The 15,034-nt window shown below is 59.3% G+C and carries 16 protein-coding genes; 6 read left to right on the top strand and 10 right to left on the bottom strand.

Annotated features, from left to right (window positions below):
- Window positions 1–34: 34 nt before the first annotated feature.
- The 5 genes from DES53_RS28210 to DES53_RS28190 form a co-directional block, all read right to left on the bottom strand.
- A complete protein-coding gene (locus DES53_RS28210) occupies window positions 35–580 on the bottom strand; it encodes a hypothetical protein (RefSeq protein WP_113961696.1) in 546 nt (181 codons plus the stop codon).
- Window positions 581–664: 84 nt separating this feature from the next.
- Window positions 665–973 (bottom strand): hypothetical protein, encoded by a 309-nt coding sequence (locus DES53_RS28205; protein WP_113961695.1) that lies wholly within the window; start codon window positions 971–973, stop codon window positions 665–667.
- Window positions 974–1,477: 504 nt separating this feature from the next.
- On the bottom strand, window positions 1,478–1,615 hold the full coding sequence (locus DES53_RS33290) for a hypothetical protein (RefSeq protein WP_170157486.1): 138 nt from the start codon (window positions 1,613–1,615) through the stop codon (window positions 1,478–1,480).
- A 157-nt stretch (window positions 1,616–1,772) separates the two neighbouring features.
- The gene (locus DES53_RS28195; RefSeq protein ID WP_113961693.1) at window positions 1,773–2,159 is read right to left on the bottom strand and encodes a hypothetical protein; all 387 of its coding nucleotides are present in this window, start codon (window positions 2,157–2,159) and stop codon (window positions 1,773–1,775) included.
- Window positions 2,149–2,505, bottom strand: coding sequence for a hypothetical protein (locus DES53_RS28190; RefSeq protein ID WP_147263676.1), 357 nt, complete (start codon window positions 2,503–2,505; stop codon window positions 2,149–2,151). The genes DES53_RS28195 and DES53_RS28190 overlap by 11 nt, the downstream gene beginning before the upstream one ends.
- A gap of 511 nt (window positions 2,506–3,016) precedes the next feature.
- On the opposite strand from DES53_RS28190, the gene DES53_RS28180 reads away from it, so the two are divergent.
- Both DES53_RS28180 and DES53_RS28175 read left to right on the top strand, forming a co-directional pair.
- Window positions 3,017–3,199 carry a hypothetical protein gene (locus DES53_RS28180; RefSeq protein WP_113961690.1) on the top strand — a complete coding sequence of 61 codons (183 nt, stop codon included), beginning with the start codon at window positions 3,017–3,019 and terminating at the stop codon, window positions 3,197–3,199.
- Window positions 3,200–3,706: 507 nt separating this feature from the next.
- Complete coding sequence (locus DES53_RS28175; RefSeq protein ID WP_113961689.1) at window positions 3,707–4,642, top strand: hypothetical protein; 936 nt, start codon at window positions 3,707–3,709, stop codon at window positions 4,640–4,642.
- A 261-nt stretch (window positions 4,643–4,903) separates the two neighbouring features.
- Here DES53_RS28175 and DES53_RS28170 read toward each other — a convergent pair whose 3' ends face one another.
- A complete protein-coding gene (locus tag DES53_RS28170; protein ID WP_113961688.1) occupies window positions 4,904–5,119 on the bottom strand; it encodes a hypothetical protein in 216 nt (71 codons plus the stop codon).
- Window positions 5,120–6,310: 1,191 nt separating this feature from the next.
- Between DES53_RS28170 and DES53_RS32635 the strand changes: the two genes are divergently transcribed.
- Window positions 6,311–6,511: a hypothetical protein gene (locus DES53_RS32635; RefSeq protein WP_147263674.1), complete on the top strand. Its 201-nt coding sequence runs from the start codon at window positions 6,311–6,313 to the stop codon at window positions 6,509–6,511.
- 405 nt (window positions 6,512–6,916) lie between these two features.
- Here the strand turns inward: DES53_RS32635 and DES53_RS28160 are convergent, their stop codons facing one another.
- Together DES53_RS28160 and DES53_RS28155 are read right to left on the bottom strand one after the other, a co-directional pair.
- Entirely contained in the window at window positions 6,917–7,960 is a 1,044-nt protein-coding gene (locus DES53_RS28160; RefSeq protein ID WP_170157485.1) for a hypothetical protein, read from the bottom strand.
- A gap of 276 nt (window positions 7,961–8,236) precedes the next feature.
- On the bottom strand, window positions 8,237–8,968 hold the full coding sequence (locus tag DES53_RS28155) for an N-acetylmuramoyl-L-alanine amidase (protein WP_113961685.1): 732 nt from the start codon (window positions 8,966–8,968) through the stop codon (window positions 8,237–8,239).
- Window positions 8,969–9,404: 436 nt separating this feature from the next.
- On the opposite strand from DES53_RS28155, the gene DES53_RS28150 reads away from it, so the two are divergent.
- The gene (locus DES53_RS28150) at window positions 9,405–10,043 is read left to right on the top strand and encodes a 3-keto-disaccharide hydrolase (protein WP_113961684.1); all 639 of its coding nucleotides are present in this window, start codon (window positions 9,405–9,407) and stop codon (window positions 10,041–10,043) included.
- A 161-nt stretch (window positions 10,044–10,204) separates the two neighbouring features.
- On the opposite strand, the gene DES53_RS28145 is transcribed toward DES53_RS28150, so the two are convergent.
- A complete protein-coding gene (locus DES53_RS28145) occupies window positions 10,205–11,008 on the bottom strand; it encodes a hypothetical protein (RefSeq protein WP_113961683.1) in 804 nt (267 codons plus the stop codon).
- 368 nt (window positions 11,009–11,376) lie between these two features.
- Between DES53_RS28145 and DES53_RS28140 the strand changes: the two genes are divergently transcribed.
- A complete protein-coding gene (locus DES53_RS28140; protein WP_113961682.1) occupies window positions 11,377–12,459 on the top strand; it encodes a hypothetical protein in 1,083 nt (360 codons plus the stop codon).
- A gap of 701 nt (window positions 12,460–13,160) precedes the next feature.
- Here DES53_RS28140 and DES53_RS28135 read toward each other — a convergent pair.
- Window positions 13,161–13,961: a hypothetical protein gene (locus DES53_RS28135; RefSeq protein ID WP_147263671.1), complete on the bottom strand. Its 801-nt coding sequence runs from the start codon at window positions 13,959–13,961 to the stop codon at window positions 13,161–13,163.
- Between the two features lie 49 nt (window positions 13,962–14,010).
- On the opposite strand from DES53_RS28135, the gene DES53_RS33285 reads away from it, so the two are divergent.
- Window positions 14,011–14,379 (top strand): hypothetical protein, encoded by a 369-nt coding sequence (locus tag DES53_RS33285; RefSeq protein WP_170157483.1) that lies wholly within the window; start codon window positions 14,011–14,013, stop codon window positions 14,377–14,379.
- The last annotated feature ends 655 nt before the right edge of the window (window positions 14,380–15,034 follow it).

Genomic DNA, 15,034 nt, shown 5'->3' with positions numbered 1-15,034 from the left:
CCGTCCTACCGCTTACCGTCGCACCGCTCACCGTTCACAGCCCCACCGCTTCCAGGTCGCCCGCCAGCTTCTGCATATCCCGGTGAAATCCCGACGGACTCGTGGTGTACTCCGTGATAGTCCGCGTGTCCGCGCCGAGCCACAGGTCCGAACGGTCCAGATAGGTCAGGCCATCGTATACATTGCCCACGCGGAATTCATTCAGCGCATAAAGCTTCCACGTCGTCTCCTGGTCGAAGTCCTCCGGCCCCCGATGCTCTCCCGGCTGGGCGCCGAGGCTCTGTGAAATCATGGACCCTGCCAGGCACACCTCGCACACCGCATCTGCACGATGCTCGCGATGCCACACATCCATATTCACCCGATAGATATCCGGCAGCGCCTCCACCTTCCGCAGGTCCGCCAGCGCTACGCGAATGAGCGCGGAAGGCTTGCCCGGGAGGGTGGTGAGTGTGCCGGCGGGTGCGGCTGTCCCTTCAGCGCATGCAGGCGGAGATGGAGTCGTTGCGATGTTCACGGGCGTCTCAGCTGCCGTGGTGGAAAGGGGAGGGGAGGAAAAGGTTTCAGTCGTGTTTTGCATAAGGGACAAAGGTTGGATATTGAAGTGAAGAAAGAGGGTTGAAGGTGGAAAGCTCCGTGACATGTGGCATGCAGCTCTGCGCGCTCACCTCCCCGCGCCGGGTGCCATGCACAGGCACAAGCACAGCACCGCAAGGGACACGGCCATCCAGACCGCCAGGGCGGCCACTACCGTCCAGAGACAGCCTCCCGGCGCAGCGAGATCCTCAGGCCGGCCTTCCTTATCGACCACCGGCTCATCATCATCCTCGTAGTCGTAATCGTAATCGCCGTCGCCGTCGTCCTCATCATCATAGTTGTGCTCGTCCGCATCTTCGAAGGCGTCTTCCATTTCGTTATGTTCAGCAGCAGCGGCGGCATCATCATCATCATTCCAATCCTGGGGCGTGCTCATGGGTGTAGCGAGGGTGTAGTAGGGTATAGGATGGTGTAGTATCTGTGGGGTGAAAGGGTTCCCTTGGGGGCGTGCTGTCCGAATCTGAGATTTCAAATTTCCAATCTGAAATCCCCAAAGAGGGGGGATGCCCCGGAGGGCGCTGGCTTGTGTGGGGCGTCGTGGCCCGGGGATGAAGTGGGGCAGGACGGCGACCGGCTCCTGGAAATGACGACGACGCAGGAGTCTGATGTCGCCTCTCTCACCTGCCCATCTTCCGCAGCGGATGAAGACCAGAACGCAAGGTCCTCACCGCCGGATATCGCTCAGCGTACGTCCCTCCGGGGCAAAGGGGGGAAGGTTGATGGTTGAGAGTTGATGGTTGATAGCCTGAGGTCTGCGGAGGGCTTTCATCCTTGCTGCATTGGCATCGCCCCCCTCGACGCTTCGCATCAGGTGCTGGCACGGTCAGTTGGGGCCTCGCGCTTCTCAGGCTATCAACCATCAACCATAGACAATCAACCCTCAGCTCTCCCTCCACAGCATCCTCCACAGGCGACGGCCGAGGAAGATGGCCGCCAGCAGCATGAGGAGCGCCACTGGCCACGGCGCATGAAGGGGATCCAGCGCATGGAGAAGTTGCAATAGGGTATAGGAGGACATGAGAGGGAATGATGGAGTGATGGAGTGATGGAATGATGGAATGATGGAATGATGGAATGATGGAATGATGGAATGATGGAATGATGGAATGATGGAATGATGGAATGATGGATGGATAGGAACTGCGGAGGTTGGGGTTCCAGCCTGACTGCAGGTGTCAGGCATCCTGCCTGGCGACTGGCTGGGCCACGGAGAGCGTGCGTCGTGGGGATTTGGTGGCGAGGGCGGCGGTGGGAGTGGCGGCAGATGTCTTCTTCCTGGGTTTCAGCCCGGGCTCCACTCCGCTGGCCGGGACCTCTCCACGACGACGGCGGGAGTCCACCATGGGCAGGCCGTACTCCGCCTTCTTCCGGTCGTTCGCCGGCACCGCGCCTTCGCGGATGAGCCAGTCGATGGCCTCGCGGATGGTGAAGCCCTTGCGCCGCAGGTCCGCATACACCGGCCACAGTGGGCTCCAGCGTCCCACGGGGCCGGGTTTGCGCTTCGGCCACATGGGCACAGCCTGCTCAGCACGGGTCTTCAAATGGGTGATGTCAGCATTCATGGTGTGGGCGTGTCTGTCTTGAGCTCGGAGTTTGTGCTTCCCTCGTGAGGGTGTGGATGATGGCCTGCCGGATGGGTCCGCTCGCAGCCTGCGATGGCGCACGGGCACGGGCACGGGAGCGCGTGGTGATCCGCGTTTTTTTGCGTGGGCATCGCGTGGCGCCATCCGGCCACACACCATCCCAGATCTTGTCTGCCAGCAGCGTGGCCTGCGCATACGGCACCGGCAGCCGCACGCCGCTGCGCAGGATGATCTCATGCCGCGCCCCGCGTCCCACCCCCAGCCGCACCGCCGCGACCTCGCGCGCGGAGACGGCATAGCAGCCACTGTGAAGAGACTCAGCCACGGGCGCGGCCTCCTTTCTGCAGGGCAGCTCTCGCATCCGTCCCCGTGCCGGTGCAGGGGCTCGTGTTCGTGTTCGTATTCGTGCTCGTACTCCTTCTCGTCCTGGAATCAGAGGCCGTAGCCAGCTGCACCTTCGGCGAGCCTGCCGCTCCAGCATCCGAGCACGAGCACGAGCAGGGGGAAGAGGAACACGAGCACGAGGGCAGGGGAGCCGGCGCGTGTGGCACATACGAGTCAGAGCCCGCGGGCATGATGCCTCTGCTCCTGCTCTTGCTCCTCCCCTGGTTCCGGTCCCGCATCGCCTGGATGGCCAGCAGCCGGAGCTGTTGTCCCTTGGCCCGACCCTCCCGGCGTGCCAGAGCTGCCAGGGCCGCATGCTCCGGGGCCTCCAGCGGCGTGTTGACATACACAATTGCATTCATAGTAGGTGTATAGACACCAATAACATGGGTGCATAGACACCCGCAAGAAAAATGTTGAAGAATCTTTTCAGACGGTGTCTCGTCACCACCATGCCCAACCAGAGAAAAGCCGGAAAGCGTATGGTCGGTTTCTACGCCACCGAAGAAGAGGCCACTGCCATGATGGAGGCCGCCAGGCGCGAGGGAAAGACCCTCGCCGACTGGCTCCGCTCGCTCATCCCCGACCAGGGGAAAAAAGCCGCCGGCCCCAAGCCTCCCAAGAAGAAAGCCTAGGAGTACCCCCACGCCCGCGACGTCCGCGGCAGGACGAGGCAAGGAAGGTGACTGCATATGGAAGTGTTCACGTGAACATCATAGCAAACACACCCTCCACCGCAACCCTTTTGAGCGACCGGACCGGTGTTACCGAATGTCAGGAAAAGTGAATTGCCATTTCACTTTCCCCGCATTTCCGGGACCTCCGGGCGCACCCCATTCCTGCTCCACCTCATCCTCGTTCTCCCCACCATCTCAAATCTCAAATTTCAAATTTCAAATTTCAAATCTGAAATCCGTCAGGGCAGCCCGGAGGCCCTTCGTCCCCCCGCGTCCGGCATAGCTACCTGAAGGGGACTGACGTTCCACCTCTTCCCCGCGTAGCACCACCCCTCGCGAACCTCCTGCCGCTGGCGACGCGTTGGCACACGGGATGAAGGACTCGAAGCCCCCCCGCGCATTGGAAAATCGGCGCGTGAATCCTGCGCGCTTGATTGGGAGCTCAATACGTTGAACCGTCCTCCCATGCATATCCTCGATACATGCGCACTCCAGTCCATCCCCCGGGCCCGGCTGGTGGAAGCACGAGGTCAGCGCGACATCGCCATCTCCACCATCTCATTTCTTGAGATCTTCAGCCACCTGGAGGAGGCGGGGAAATTTGATCGTGTCCGTGGCAATGTCCTGAAATGCCAGGTGCCCCGCATGCTGCATGATCCCTATGCCGTGCATGCCATCTCCTGCGGACTGGGAAGCCTGCTGCATCCCAGCCGGTTGGAGGACAAGCTCCTCTTCGAGCGCGTGCTTGAGGTCCTGTCGCAGAGCAACACCCTGGAGGAATTCTATGCACAGCAGGTCCAGGCTCCTTCGGGAGAAATGGTGAGCTGCCAGGATGCCGCAGGGAATACCTTCCGGATGCTGGATGAGATTCAGAGCGAGTACGTCGAGTCCATCACGATCAAAGCACGGGAGATCCTCATCAATTTCTCCTATGCCGCCAGCGATCTCATCAGGGAAGAGGACATGTGGACGCTCGCGAGCAATGATATCCGCAACATGACGGATGGATACCTCGCGGCCCTGCCTGAGGCGGACCGCCCAGAGCGTCGGGAACTGCTGATGCGTGTGGGCTATTCCCAATTCATGAGAAGCGTCTACGACTACTACCGTGCTGCGCACTACTTGCGGGCAGCTTCCAGCCGCACGAGGCTCTCGAGCGAAGAGGACGTGACTCCAGCCGTGCTTCACATCGATCCCAACGATTGCGAAGACAGCATGATCTGCATGCATCTGAATATCGATACCGCGAACACCTTGGTGACAGGGGATAGGAGAACGCTCCAAGCTCTCCGCTTCGCAAAGCAGGCCCTGCAGAATGAGTTGCGGTCATCCCCCCTGCAGTTTCACATCCAGAGCGAGCAGGAGTTTCGCGACGGTCTCTCCCAGGCAGAGGCCGCATGATCGGAGGAGGGCAGGGCAGGGCAGGGCAGGGCAGGGGATTGGCCTGAGGCCCTTCGCCCACCTCCAATATGATCGCCGCCCACTCGCATTGACGCTAGAGCGGTTTAAGTTACAGAGTAGCCATTTTCGTCTTGGGGCGCGCCACCCCAACCGCTGTGGCTGCGACCGCTGGTCGCGGTGCGGCAAGTCACCCCTGATCCAAGGCCACGACTTGGTTTAAACCGCCCTAGACCGGCGTCAGTGTCACCTTTGCGTGGAATGTCACTTCTTTGCCTGCCGCTCTGTCCTGTATTTGACGCCCCCGGTGATCAAAAGAGCCAGCGATGTCAGTGACATCAGTGTTGCCAGCCAGTCTTTCGTAAGTTGGAACTTCACGACATCCCTCCAATCGCCGAAGTGGGGCATGTCATAGTGCACCGCCGATTGTAGAATGAAAGCGAGGAGAGCTGCGATGAAGTACCGTTCATAGGGTCTCATGGGTGCTGGGAAGAAATGTGTGGGCTCGCCATCCTCACGGCAGGTGAGTTGCCTGGTCACGGTTGTCACGCCCCTTGGCCATCAGATTTGTCCATCGCGAGCATGTGTGTCGGCCGCTGCCGGCGCCGTGTTCGCGGATGCACGGCGGAATCTCACCACCCCTGCCGCCACCATCAAGCCCGTACCCAGATACATGCCGATGTTCCAAGGCAGTAGTGCGATCTTTATATAGTAAGAGGGTGTTGGCTTCCGTATCGTTTCACCCTCCGCATTCAGCATGGGGTGCCCGTGAGCATCCAACACCGGAGGAGGCAGGAACCTTTCCCCAGGGGTACCAATGATCGAGGGCACACACACCACTGTGCCCACCAATAACAAATCAAGCGCACGTAATTTTCGAGCGCGTAGTTCCCCCGCCTTCTGCGTTTGTTCCTGTGACTGCGCTGCGGACTCTGAATGCACGGGACTTCCTTTCTCCGGAGATTTCACGGACATCTCACGCTACCACGACCGCCCTCCATCATTCAAGAACGGCGACATCGAAATTGCCTTGATGCTGCATCGCTCGACCTCAGCACAGGACAGGACAGGGCAGCCCGGAGGCCCTTCGTCCACCCGCGTCCGGCATCTCCACCCGCATCGGCTGACGTTCCACCTTCTTCCGGACCGGCACGCGATACGTATCTGGCGCTGACAGTCGCCTATTCATCTCCATTGCTGTCTTTCACTCATGCGCATAGGCAGGTCATCAGGGCCCGGAGGAATCTCAGCCTCTGACATCAATGCATGAGAGACCCTCCGGGGGGGAGATTCCGTCCCGTGGGTCCCTCAGAAAGTTGGAGAGTGTGAGTGAAGGCCGCATCCTCCGGGAGGAAATGAGCCCGCTGCAGCCGGGTTCATGCCGGGCCGGAGAGCCTGCGCAATCCATTCTTGCTTTGGTAGAAGTCGGGTGTGTCGCCCTGGCCGGGAACGGCTCGTACGACTCCTGACTTCAAGAAAGAGTGATGCTACACCGATGAGTTGGAGCATTTTCATTGAGACTGCAGCCGTCGACAGGAAGAATAAAGGCGTATTCGTCCCGGAGACTGTAGCCGTCGATAAGGAGAATAAAGGCAAATTCGTCCCGGAGGGACGCTGGATGGTAGCCGGTGGTGGAGGCCTGTAATCAGGCCGGGAACCACCGGATCATGGATGCCAAAGCTACTCCGTCCCGGATGGGACGGCGGAAGAGGTGGCCATGGTCTTTTCCCCGTGCCGGAAGTCTATGACACTCCTCCGACGTCCCGTCCGGGACGCAAGAACGTTTGGTGCGTAGATCCGGTGGTTGCGGTCGCTGAGGCTCCCTACACCACCGGCTACCATCCAGCGTCCTTCCGGGACGAGCTGCCATAGGTCAATTCGAATTGGCTATGGCTTTATTTAAATGCTCTAGTTAGGACTGGAGAGTTCCGTTTTTATGTGCTGAACAAATGGCCCCCCTTTCAGGTGATCGATCGTGCATGACAGAATCCACGGTGTCGTAGGTCCCTGAAGTCCCCGGGGAAGACGAAATGCCTCGTTGTCCCAGAACCTCGGAGATGCTGTGCCCTGGGAACCTGATCGAGGCCTGCTCTCGCGGGTGCTCCGCCGCCAGAAGAGGACATCCGTTTGCAAACACGTTAAGGAGGAGGACGGTGACAATGGAGGTCGCTTTCATGTTGGTGCTCATAGTTTTTGTTGATTGAAGTTTGATGAAAAGATTTGAACTGGCTGTTTGCGTGAGGCCGGCGAAGCCTCACGCGGATCGTGAGGCCCCCACTATTCGCGGGGCAGGGGGCGGGGCGTCTCCAGCAGGCAGAGCGCATAGGCGAAGACGTACTTGCGCTTGACCATCTCACCGGTCACCTTCTTCGAGCGCGGGCCACGGCGGGTGGGAGCGGCGAGGGAGAGCTTCTTCTGTGCCTCGATGATGCCGCTCCACTTGGCGCGCAGGTTGTTGATGCCGGTCTCATCCATGGGGCCGTAGATGGAGGTGATACAGCCGCGAAGACGACCCTCCATCTGCGCGCTCACGGCAGATGCCAGGGTGTCCTTCACGCGGATGTCATCGTGGAAGCGGCCAGACTCCAGCTCCCACACACCACCCACGATGCCATAGTGGGCGTCCAGTTCATTCGTGGGAGGAGTCACGGGAGCGCGCTCCTTCTTCTTCTTCTTCGACTGTCCCTTGAGTTCCTTCTCCTCCGCGTTCACGGCATCTTCGAAGGGCGTTTCGGACAGATGCTTCAGCGGTGTGTAGAAGCGGAGGAACTCCTGTTCGCTGAGTTCCGCGATCCACAGGCTGCTGGTGGTGTGGGAGACTAGCAGGCGCAGCATGCGGATTTCGGGGGGGGTCTCGTTGAAGTGGCGGGCATCAATGTGCTTCTGTGAAACGTGATACTGCTCCGGAGCAGTCTCCGTCACCAGGCCCATCTTGATCCAGATCTTGATGAGGCCACGAGCGCGGTCGCGGTGGATGTCCCGACGGACTTCGTCCACTTCACGTTCCTTGATGCCGAGGTCCTTTTCGCTGGCGTCGATCACATCCTGAAAGCTGAAGCCGGAATAGGCATGTTCGTTGAGGAACTTGTCCGAGAAGCTGAGGGTCATCTTGATGCTTTCGTTGGCGATGTTGTTGATCTGAGCGGGGCAGCGGTCGAGCACGGCGGCCTGCTCGTTGACCGTCAGGCCGCAGGCTTTCAGCGTGGCTACCACTTGGGAGCGCGTGGCCTTGCTGTGTTGATCCAGGCCCTTGAGGGCGATTGTAATCATCTCTGACGGACTTGGACCGTGGGGACCTTCAGGGGAGGTATGTGAGATCATGGATTTGGGTAGGATGGGGTGACTGTTTTGGTGGAAGAGATCTCTGCCGGATTCCGGTGACCATAGCTCCCATGCGGGAGCTGACGGGAAACTCTACTAAAGTAGAAACTGGAAAAAGGTTGTGTTGTTGGTGCGCACGGATTTCCACAGACAAGGACTGCGTTCGGAGTGTTCAACGCATTGTCGGTGATTGATTGGCCCCTGTTTGATCCAAAGAACACACCCGCGCTTTTGTGAAAGAGCGGGTGTGGGAGGAGCGTTACTCACCGGTTGCCGCTATTGCTTCGTGGTTGGTGTGAGGCCGCAGAAATTCTGCAGAGCTTCCATGGGAAAAAGCGGCCCCGGATCGTTCTTGCGCAGCGGAGCAATGTCATCGTGGCCCACGATGTCCTGGAACTGGTACTCCTCGTGAAGCATCGCAGCCAGTTGGAAGCAGGTCTTCAACTGCGCTTCAGAGTAGTTCTCCCAATCCGCGGTCAGGCCGTTCTTGTGCGTGGCCCGGGTGACACCATGTGGGGCTCGGTACTTGCCGAACAGCAGGCCTTGCTGCACTGCATTGCCGGCATTGGCGAGTTCGATGCCGATGGAGCATGCATTCAGGCCGCGGACACCCTTCCATATGGAAGGGCCCGCGTGTGCACACATGCGGTTGCACGGGCGGCACTGGAGCAGCTCGCCATCGCGCTCAATCACGAAGTGGGCATTCACCCCCTTCGCCTGGGGCTTGTTCCACCAGGCCACGGAGCTGCGACCGGACATGCCGCAGGTGAAGTGAACTACGAGGAACTTCGGCACCGGCATCAGCTTGCCACCAGGGATGGAGAGTTGGGTGGCCTCTCTCACCAGTTTATCGCTGCTCAGCGAAAAGCTGGAGCGGGAGGGTGCGTGTGCATAGGTGCCGTCGCAGACATGACCAAGAGTCAATCCGCTCAGGAGGGAGTGGAGGAAGTGCCGGCGGCTCATCAGTTCGCCGGTGGTATCAATCTTTGCAGTGGAGAGAGGAACCATTTTTTTTATAGGGTGGAGTTGTTATGATTCCACCCAGAATGGTCTTCCCTTCCGTATTTGAAATTCCACTCCAATGGCCATTCATTCACCATTTGGATGGAGTATCCACTCCGTTGGAGTAATGCCGGATTCCCAGCAGGATGGGGGTGCTGCCCCATAGCGGTCTCTGTCTTATACGCGCGATGGGCTGGGCGCAAGGTCGGGATGTGCGAGATATGGATCTCCTGGGGCAATGAATTTCAATCGGTATCCACCTATGTCAGGATGTAGCATCAAATATCACCTCAGCGTCATCCCTGTTCCACGGATTCCTCTTCATTCGAAATGCTCTAAGGCTTGCCACCGCGATTGCGTATGAGTTAGTGCCACTCCCGTTCATTCGCCGCACCCGCGACATCACGCCTCGGATCATCCACTCCCATCCCTCTCTATCCATATGAAAATAGCATCAGCCTCACATTCCCATCTCGTCACCCGCCTCACGTTCTTCCTCACCAGCGCCCTCCTGCTCACGGCCACCACCTTCACCCACGCCGCTGAGCCCGCTGCCACGGACTGGACACCCGAGCCAGGGTTCAAGAGCCTCTTCAATGGAAAGGACCTCAGCGGCTGGCACTACCAGGGAGAGCCCGACCTCGGCACCGCCACCAAGGCCACCGATGAACGCTACAGCGCCAAGGACGGCATCCTCGCCGTGAACCCTGAGGACAAGGCCAAGGGGCCCAAGCTCCGCCAGCTCTGGATGCTCGAAAACCTCCCGAAGCATTTCGTGCTCAAGCTCCAGTTCCGCGCCTCCGTGAATGCCGACAGCGGCATCTTCATCCGCGACATCAAGAATCAACTGCAATGCCGCGACTACCTCGTCGCCGGTCCCTTCAAGGAGCTCAAGCAGTACAAGCCCCAGGAGTGGAATGACATCGAGATCACCGTCACCGGCGGCGCCATCAAGGCCACCTGCAATGGCGAAGTCCTGCCCGCTCCCTTGAAGATTCCCGAGTCAGGCCCCCTCGGCCTCGAAGCCGACCGCAACCTCATGGAGTACCGCCACATCCAGGTGAAGGAACTCGCCGAATAAACAGGCACGGCTTCTCATTTCAGATCATCGCCCAGTCCGTAAAAAGCTTATCAGGCTGCCTGGCGTCCCCGTGAGGCATTGCCAGCCTCACGTGCGGTCGCAGGGTCTCCGCGCGGGCGTCTTGCAGAAATGCAGCCGTCCCAGGCGGGGACCTGCCTGACTCAGGTCTCCCTCGCCAGGGTTTCTTTCACCGCCTTCCTCTCCGCCTGTGTTCTCGCAAGCTCCCTGGACTTCACACCCCAGTAGGCTGAAAACACCCAGATGCCGAAAAACTCCACGGCAAAGACGAGGGCTTTCTTGTATTCAAACAAGTTCACCATGATGAACGCAGCGACCGGGCTGGCCACCATGGCCCATCCCAGGATGACATAGAGTCTCCTGTACCTTTCGCGCTGCTTTTTATCCGTGAGAAGGTCCAGCGTATCCTTCGAGCGGAAAATCGCCACATAAGCAATGCAAAGAAACAGCAGCACCGCGCATGCTCCGTGAACGGAGAAGGTGAACCCGAGAAAATCCAGCTCACGCCCCTCGAAGCTCGCTCTCCAGCTCGTGGGAAACAATGCCACACCTACCGCGCAGAGTCCGGCCAGGTTCAGGGCATTGTTCTCGGCCGACGTGAATCCGCGGTAGAGGAAGAGCATGACACCCACCACAAACAGGAGACCGACGAACCAATCCCTCATGGTCCCTTCATGGGGGTGCGTGTGGGCCTTGTCCATCCACTCTTCCAGCTGCCCTTGCGTTGGATTGGGATGCTCCATATCAAATTTCGCCCGGCTCACCCGTTCATCCGCCTGGGATTGTGGGCTCGCATGGTAGTAGGCGCTCATGGAACCCTCCAGGGTGAGCCCGTGGAAGCGGCCCCCCAGAGCGAGAAGCACCGGAAAGATGATACCAGTCACGGCCAGCCCGATGCGCAGATACTGGTAGGTCGCCAGGATGTGCTTTTCCAGTTTGGAGGTCATGTGGAATGTCATGGCGTGATCTGTTTCGGGTGAACAAGCACCACATCACGCGTGTCCAGATGCGAAGGAGCCTCACGAAAGTTACGCGATGCAGTATCCGGGTGATGTTATGACGGCACTTTCCTCGGGCAAGGGGAAATTCGTGCTTTTTTCCATCGTGCGTGAAACCAGTCGCCGATACCTCGGACCAGAAACTAGGAACCAAGAACCAAGAACCAAGAACCAAGAACCAAGAACCAAGAACCAAGAACGATAGCTGTCACACCAGAGCCTCGTCTCACATACATCCCCAGCCCAAAGTTTATCACAACGAGTCCCGATGATGAGGACGATGATGATGAATCCCAACCCTCCACCAGTCTGCTGTCATGAAGCTCTGCCTTTTCACAGTTCTCCTCTGTGTGGCCACGGCGCCCGGCGCTGAAGACCACTTCACTGCAGATGATCGGCGGATCATGCAGTACCTGAAGAGTCTCTCGGACGATGACCTCGGGAAGAAGGGCAGGGGAGTCCGGTTATCCGATGACAAGGTCGTCCTGGAGGGGCACACCCTGCTGCATCGCCTGGCGGTTCCCTCGCACCGCGCCCACATCTACGTGCTGCGTGAAGGTTCCCTGGCCATGGGCATGCCAGAGGCTTATGCGTGGGTGGAGCCGGGTGGGAAGTCATTCCCCATCCCGGACGTTCCTGCCGGCGAACGTGGTGAGGCCGCCTACATGCAGCGGGAGGTCTACACCTACGCAGACGTCGTTCCGGGCATTGGCCTTGTCGAAATTTCCTGTCCCACGGAGAGGTGGATCAAATCGCTGCTGCCACCTGCCGATGCTGCGAAGTGGGGCATCGAGTCCATGGCGACCATCGAAGACCCAGATGGCTACAGCAATGTCCGGGACGAGAAAGGCGACGTGATCGCCACGGTCAAGGCCGGGGAAAAATTCCTCGCCGTGAAACCCTTCCCCGCATCCACCCACTGGGAAGTCTGGCTGCCGGATGGGACCACCGGCCTCATTCATGCCAGCCGTGTGCGTCTCCTTCCTCAGGAGCCGTTGATGAAGATGAACTTCACTCCGTGCGTCGCCCACTGGAAGCAGGCAGCCGCGCAAAGGGAAGCGGAACACCGCGCTGCCGGCCTGCAGCCGCATCCCCATGACTACTACCCCACGCTGCTGCTCGCGAGCACGGGCGATATCGCTGCGCTCTCCCGGGTCTTTGCCGGCCAGTTCGAGGACGCGGCAGAAGCGGACTACCAGCGCAACGCATGGAGAGTCCTGCATCTGGCTGGCGATGCCCGCATGGCGGAAATGCTGAAAGCGCAACCACCGCAGAATAACGATGACGATAACGTGGGAGCAATGCTGACAGACGAGTGGACCACCGCCCCGATATCCGATGGGAAGAAATACCTCGAGCGGCATTTCCCACTCACCTATGCAGCCCTGTTCAGCAAGTGAGCCTTCATCCCGCGTCGCCCGTGGAGCAGTCCACTTCAGCATAGGGTGAGGTAAGTACAGGATAGCCCCGAGGGCCTTCGTCCACCCTTCCTCCGCGTAGCCACCCGCTCACGCTGACGTTCCACCCAAGAGAGAGAGTGCGTCACCCACCATTCATCCCGTCACATCGCGACGAGCCATGCACACCCTGAGTAGATAGAGCATTTTTTTGAAAAATGATATAGCCGCTTTCAGCCGCCTTTGATGAGAAGCAGCTCAAAGCACAGCCCGATATGGAATCATTTGGAGCTCATGGATGCCGCAGTCGCGGAGCGACGATCGTATCTTAGCCCGGCCTTTCAAGGCCGGGTGGGTGGGAGGTCATCCAGTGTCGCGGAGCGACACCCGAACCCATGACCTCACCCAAGATTCACCGGTTCGGCCGTCGCTCCGCGACTCAGCTTCTAAACGGCTACATCTTTGTCCAAGATGTTTTAAGGTCAGGCACAACCCCCACGAATCGTCTCGTGAGATGGCTTCACCTCCGGCAGAGGCTCCACCCTGTCGCATGCCGCCTTGCGCGCAGCGCTTTGGAGTGCGTGTGCGAAGCACCGCTTAGAGTCGTCTCCGCCGCATCATCACATCTCCAAACTCCCAGACCGCGATGCAACATTCCTACAGCACACTTCGGGAACACATCTCCTCCACGCCCCACCGTCCACCTACGGCACCAGCCCCCAGCGGAAGGAGCCCTTCTTCAACACTTCGCGAAACGTAATCCCAACGATTTCACGCCTGCCGTCATCCAGCGTTTGCGCACGGGCATTCCAGAGCTCCAGGCTTCCCTCACGCGTGAGGACGTACCACGTGATCACGTATGCGGCACCCTCCTGCACCACAGCGGGATCCACACAGTACTTTCTCAGCACGTCAGCGTCCTTCACCTCACCGCCCAACCAGGCGCGGATAGCCCGCTCCTCATTGCGTATCCCCGCATGCGGCACATATCCGCCCGACCTTGCGCCCAGATACGCGATGCGACCACAGAGCCTTTTCAAATCCCCGGCAGACAGATATCGCAATTTCTGGAGCCTGTCATGCTCCATGAGCGAGGTCTGCCGCAGGCCCTGCTCACCTTCCATCAGCATCCACTTGCCCCGTGTGCAGATGAAGAGGCAGGACACCGAGTCATCATCGTCGAGGCAGAGCACTTCGTAGGTGCTCTCATCATCATGCCAGTGGTGTGATACATCCCAACTGGACGCCGGCGGCTTGAGCCGCGTTTTTGCCACCGTCACCACTTCCACCGGCACATCCGCCCAGCCCCATGCCGGCCGCTTGGGATTGCCAAGCCGAATGACCTTCTGCCCTCGCGCGGCCGCCCCTTCACCCCAGAACGGCTGGTCAACCGACTCGTCATCAGAGGGAGAAGATGAAAAAGAGGTGCTGGTGCAGGACGTGCCAGGCAGCGTCAGCAGAAGCAACGCAGCGGTCACGGCCATGGAGGATGCAAATCTCATCATGTGAAGAACAGGTGAGCGCCAGGCATACCAGTTGGACACGTCGCGTGCCATGAAAAAAGCATGCACCACCATCGCCCGCCGTGTCACGCAATCACCCACCTCAAACTTCGCGCGGGACCACCAGGTGCCAGTCGTCCGTGTCGCCGTGTGCCTCCATGCATCCGCCAAGGCCTACAGAGTGGTTGGCGTGATCGAGGTTGGGAGTGTGTGGCTGGTCCCACAAGGCATCGCACTCCGCGCAGATCCAGAGTGGTCGGTCGCCAAACGGGCGCAGATACGCCGGTTGCAAGCCACCCTGCCCGCACCAGGGACACTGCAAATCGTAATCCTCAGGAGAATCAAGCGCTACCTGTGCGAAGAGACTCGTCTGCCCTCGCCCCTTCTCCCCGCAATTTTAAATCTCAAATTTCAGATCTAAAATCCACGGATAGCCCCGAGGGCCTTCGTCCACCCACGTCCTGCGTGGCCACCCGCTCACGCTGACGTTCCACCCCAGAGAGAGTGCGAGTCACCCACTACGCATCCCATTGCATCACGACGGGCCGCGCACATCCTGAGTAGAGCATTCTGAAAAATGCCATAGCCGCTTTCAGCCGCCTTTGATGAGAAGCAGTTCAAGGCACAGCTCCGATATGGAATCATCTGGAGCACATGGATGTTCATGGATGTTCATGGATGTTCATGGATGTTCATGGATGTTCATGGATGTTCCAGTCGCGGAGCGACGATCGTATCTTAGCCCGGCCTTTCAAGGCCGGGTGGGTGGGAGGTCATCCAGTGTCGCGGAGCGACACCCGAACCCATGGCCTCACCCAAGATTCACCGGTTCGGGCCTCACTCCGCGACTCATCTTCCAAATGGCTACTTTTTTGATGAAAGTGCTCTAAATAAACTTACGCCACACTAAGGATACACACAGCCTTCCACGAATCGTCTCGTGAGATGGCTTCACCTCCGACAGAGACCCCACCCATTCGCACACCACCTTGCGCGAAGCGCTTTGGAGTGCGTGTGCGAAGCACCGCTTTGGCCGGGAGCTCCCGTGCGGAGCCTCGCACGGGCATCACCACCTC

This window comes from Roseimicrobium gellanilyticum, assembly GCF_003315205.1.
GTDB lineage: Bacteria > Verrucomicrobiota > Verrucomicrobiia > Verrucomicrobiales > Verrucomicrobiaceae > Roseimicrobium > Roseimicrobium gellanilyticum.
Note: the sequence above shows the minus strand (reverse complement) of the source record. Positions and strands in the feature narration are given on the sequence as shown.

Bases quoted from the DNA above. Each gene is read 5' to 3' on its own strand.
- DES53_RS28145 (WP_113961683.1), bottom strand. From the start codon at position 11,008: ATGACCTCCAAACTGGAAAAGCACATCCTGGCGACCTACCAGTATCTG.
- DES53_RS33290 (WP_170157486.1), bottom strand. From the start codon at position 1,615: ATGTCCTCCTATACCCTATTGCAACTTCTCCATGCGCTGGATCCCCTT.
- DES53_RS32635 (WP_147263674.1), top strand. From the start codon at position 6,311: ATGCCAAAGCTACTCCGTCCCGGATGGGACGGCGGAAGAGGTGGCCAT.
- DES53_RS28195 (WP_113961693.1), bottom strand. From the start codon at position 2,159: ATGAATGCTGACATCACCCATTTGAAGACCCGTGCTGAGCAGGCTGTG.
- DES53_RS28180 (WP_113961690.1), top strand. From the start codon at position 3,017: ATGCCCAACCAGAGAAAAGCCGGAAAGCGTATGGTCGGTTTCTACGCC.
- DES53_RS33285 (WP_170157483.1), top strand. From the start codon at position 14,011: ATGAAAAAAGCATGCACCACCATCGCCCGCCGTGTCACGCAATCACCC.
- DES53_RS28160 (WP_170157485.1), bottom strand. From the start codon at position 7,960: ATGATCTCACATACCTCCCCTGAAGGTCCCCACGGTCCAAGTCCGTCA.
- DES53_RS28170 (WP_113961688.1), bottom strand. From the start codon at position 5,119: ATGAGACCCTATGAACGGTACTTCATCGCAGCTCTCCTCGCTTTCATT.
- DES53_RS28135 (WP_147263671.1), bottom strand. From the start codon at position 13,961: ATGATGAGATTTGCATCCTCCATGGCCGTGACCGCTGCGTTGCTTCTG.
- DES53_RS28140 (WP_113961682.1), top strand. From the start codon at position 11,377: ATGAAGCTCTGCCTTTTCACAGTTCTCCTCTGTGTGGCCACGGCGCCC.
- DES53_RS28155 (WP_113961685.1), bottom strand. From the start codon at position 8,968: ATGGTTCCTCTCTCCACTGCAAAGATTGATACCACCGGCGAACTGATG.
- DES53_RS28150 (WP_113961684.1), top strand. From the start codon at position 9,405: ATGAAAATAGCATCAGCCTCACATTCCCATCTCGTCACCCGCCTCACG.
- DES53_RS28210 (WP_113961696.1), bottom strand. From the start codon at position 580: ATGCAAAACACGACTGAAACCTTTTCCTCCCCTCCCCTTTCCACCACG.
- DES53_RS28175 (WP_113961689.1), top strand. From the start codon at position 3,707: ATGCATATCCTCGATACATGCGCACTCCAGTCCATCCCCCGGGCCCGG.
- DES53_RS28205 (WP_113961695.1), bottom strand. From the start codon at position 973: ATGAGCACGCCCCAGGATTGGAATGATGATGATGATGCCGCCGCTGCT.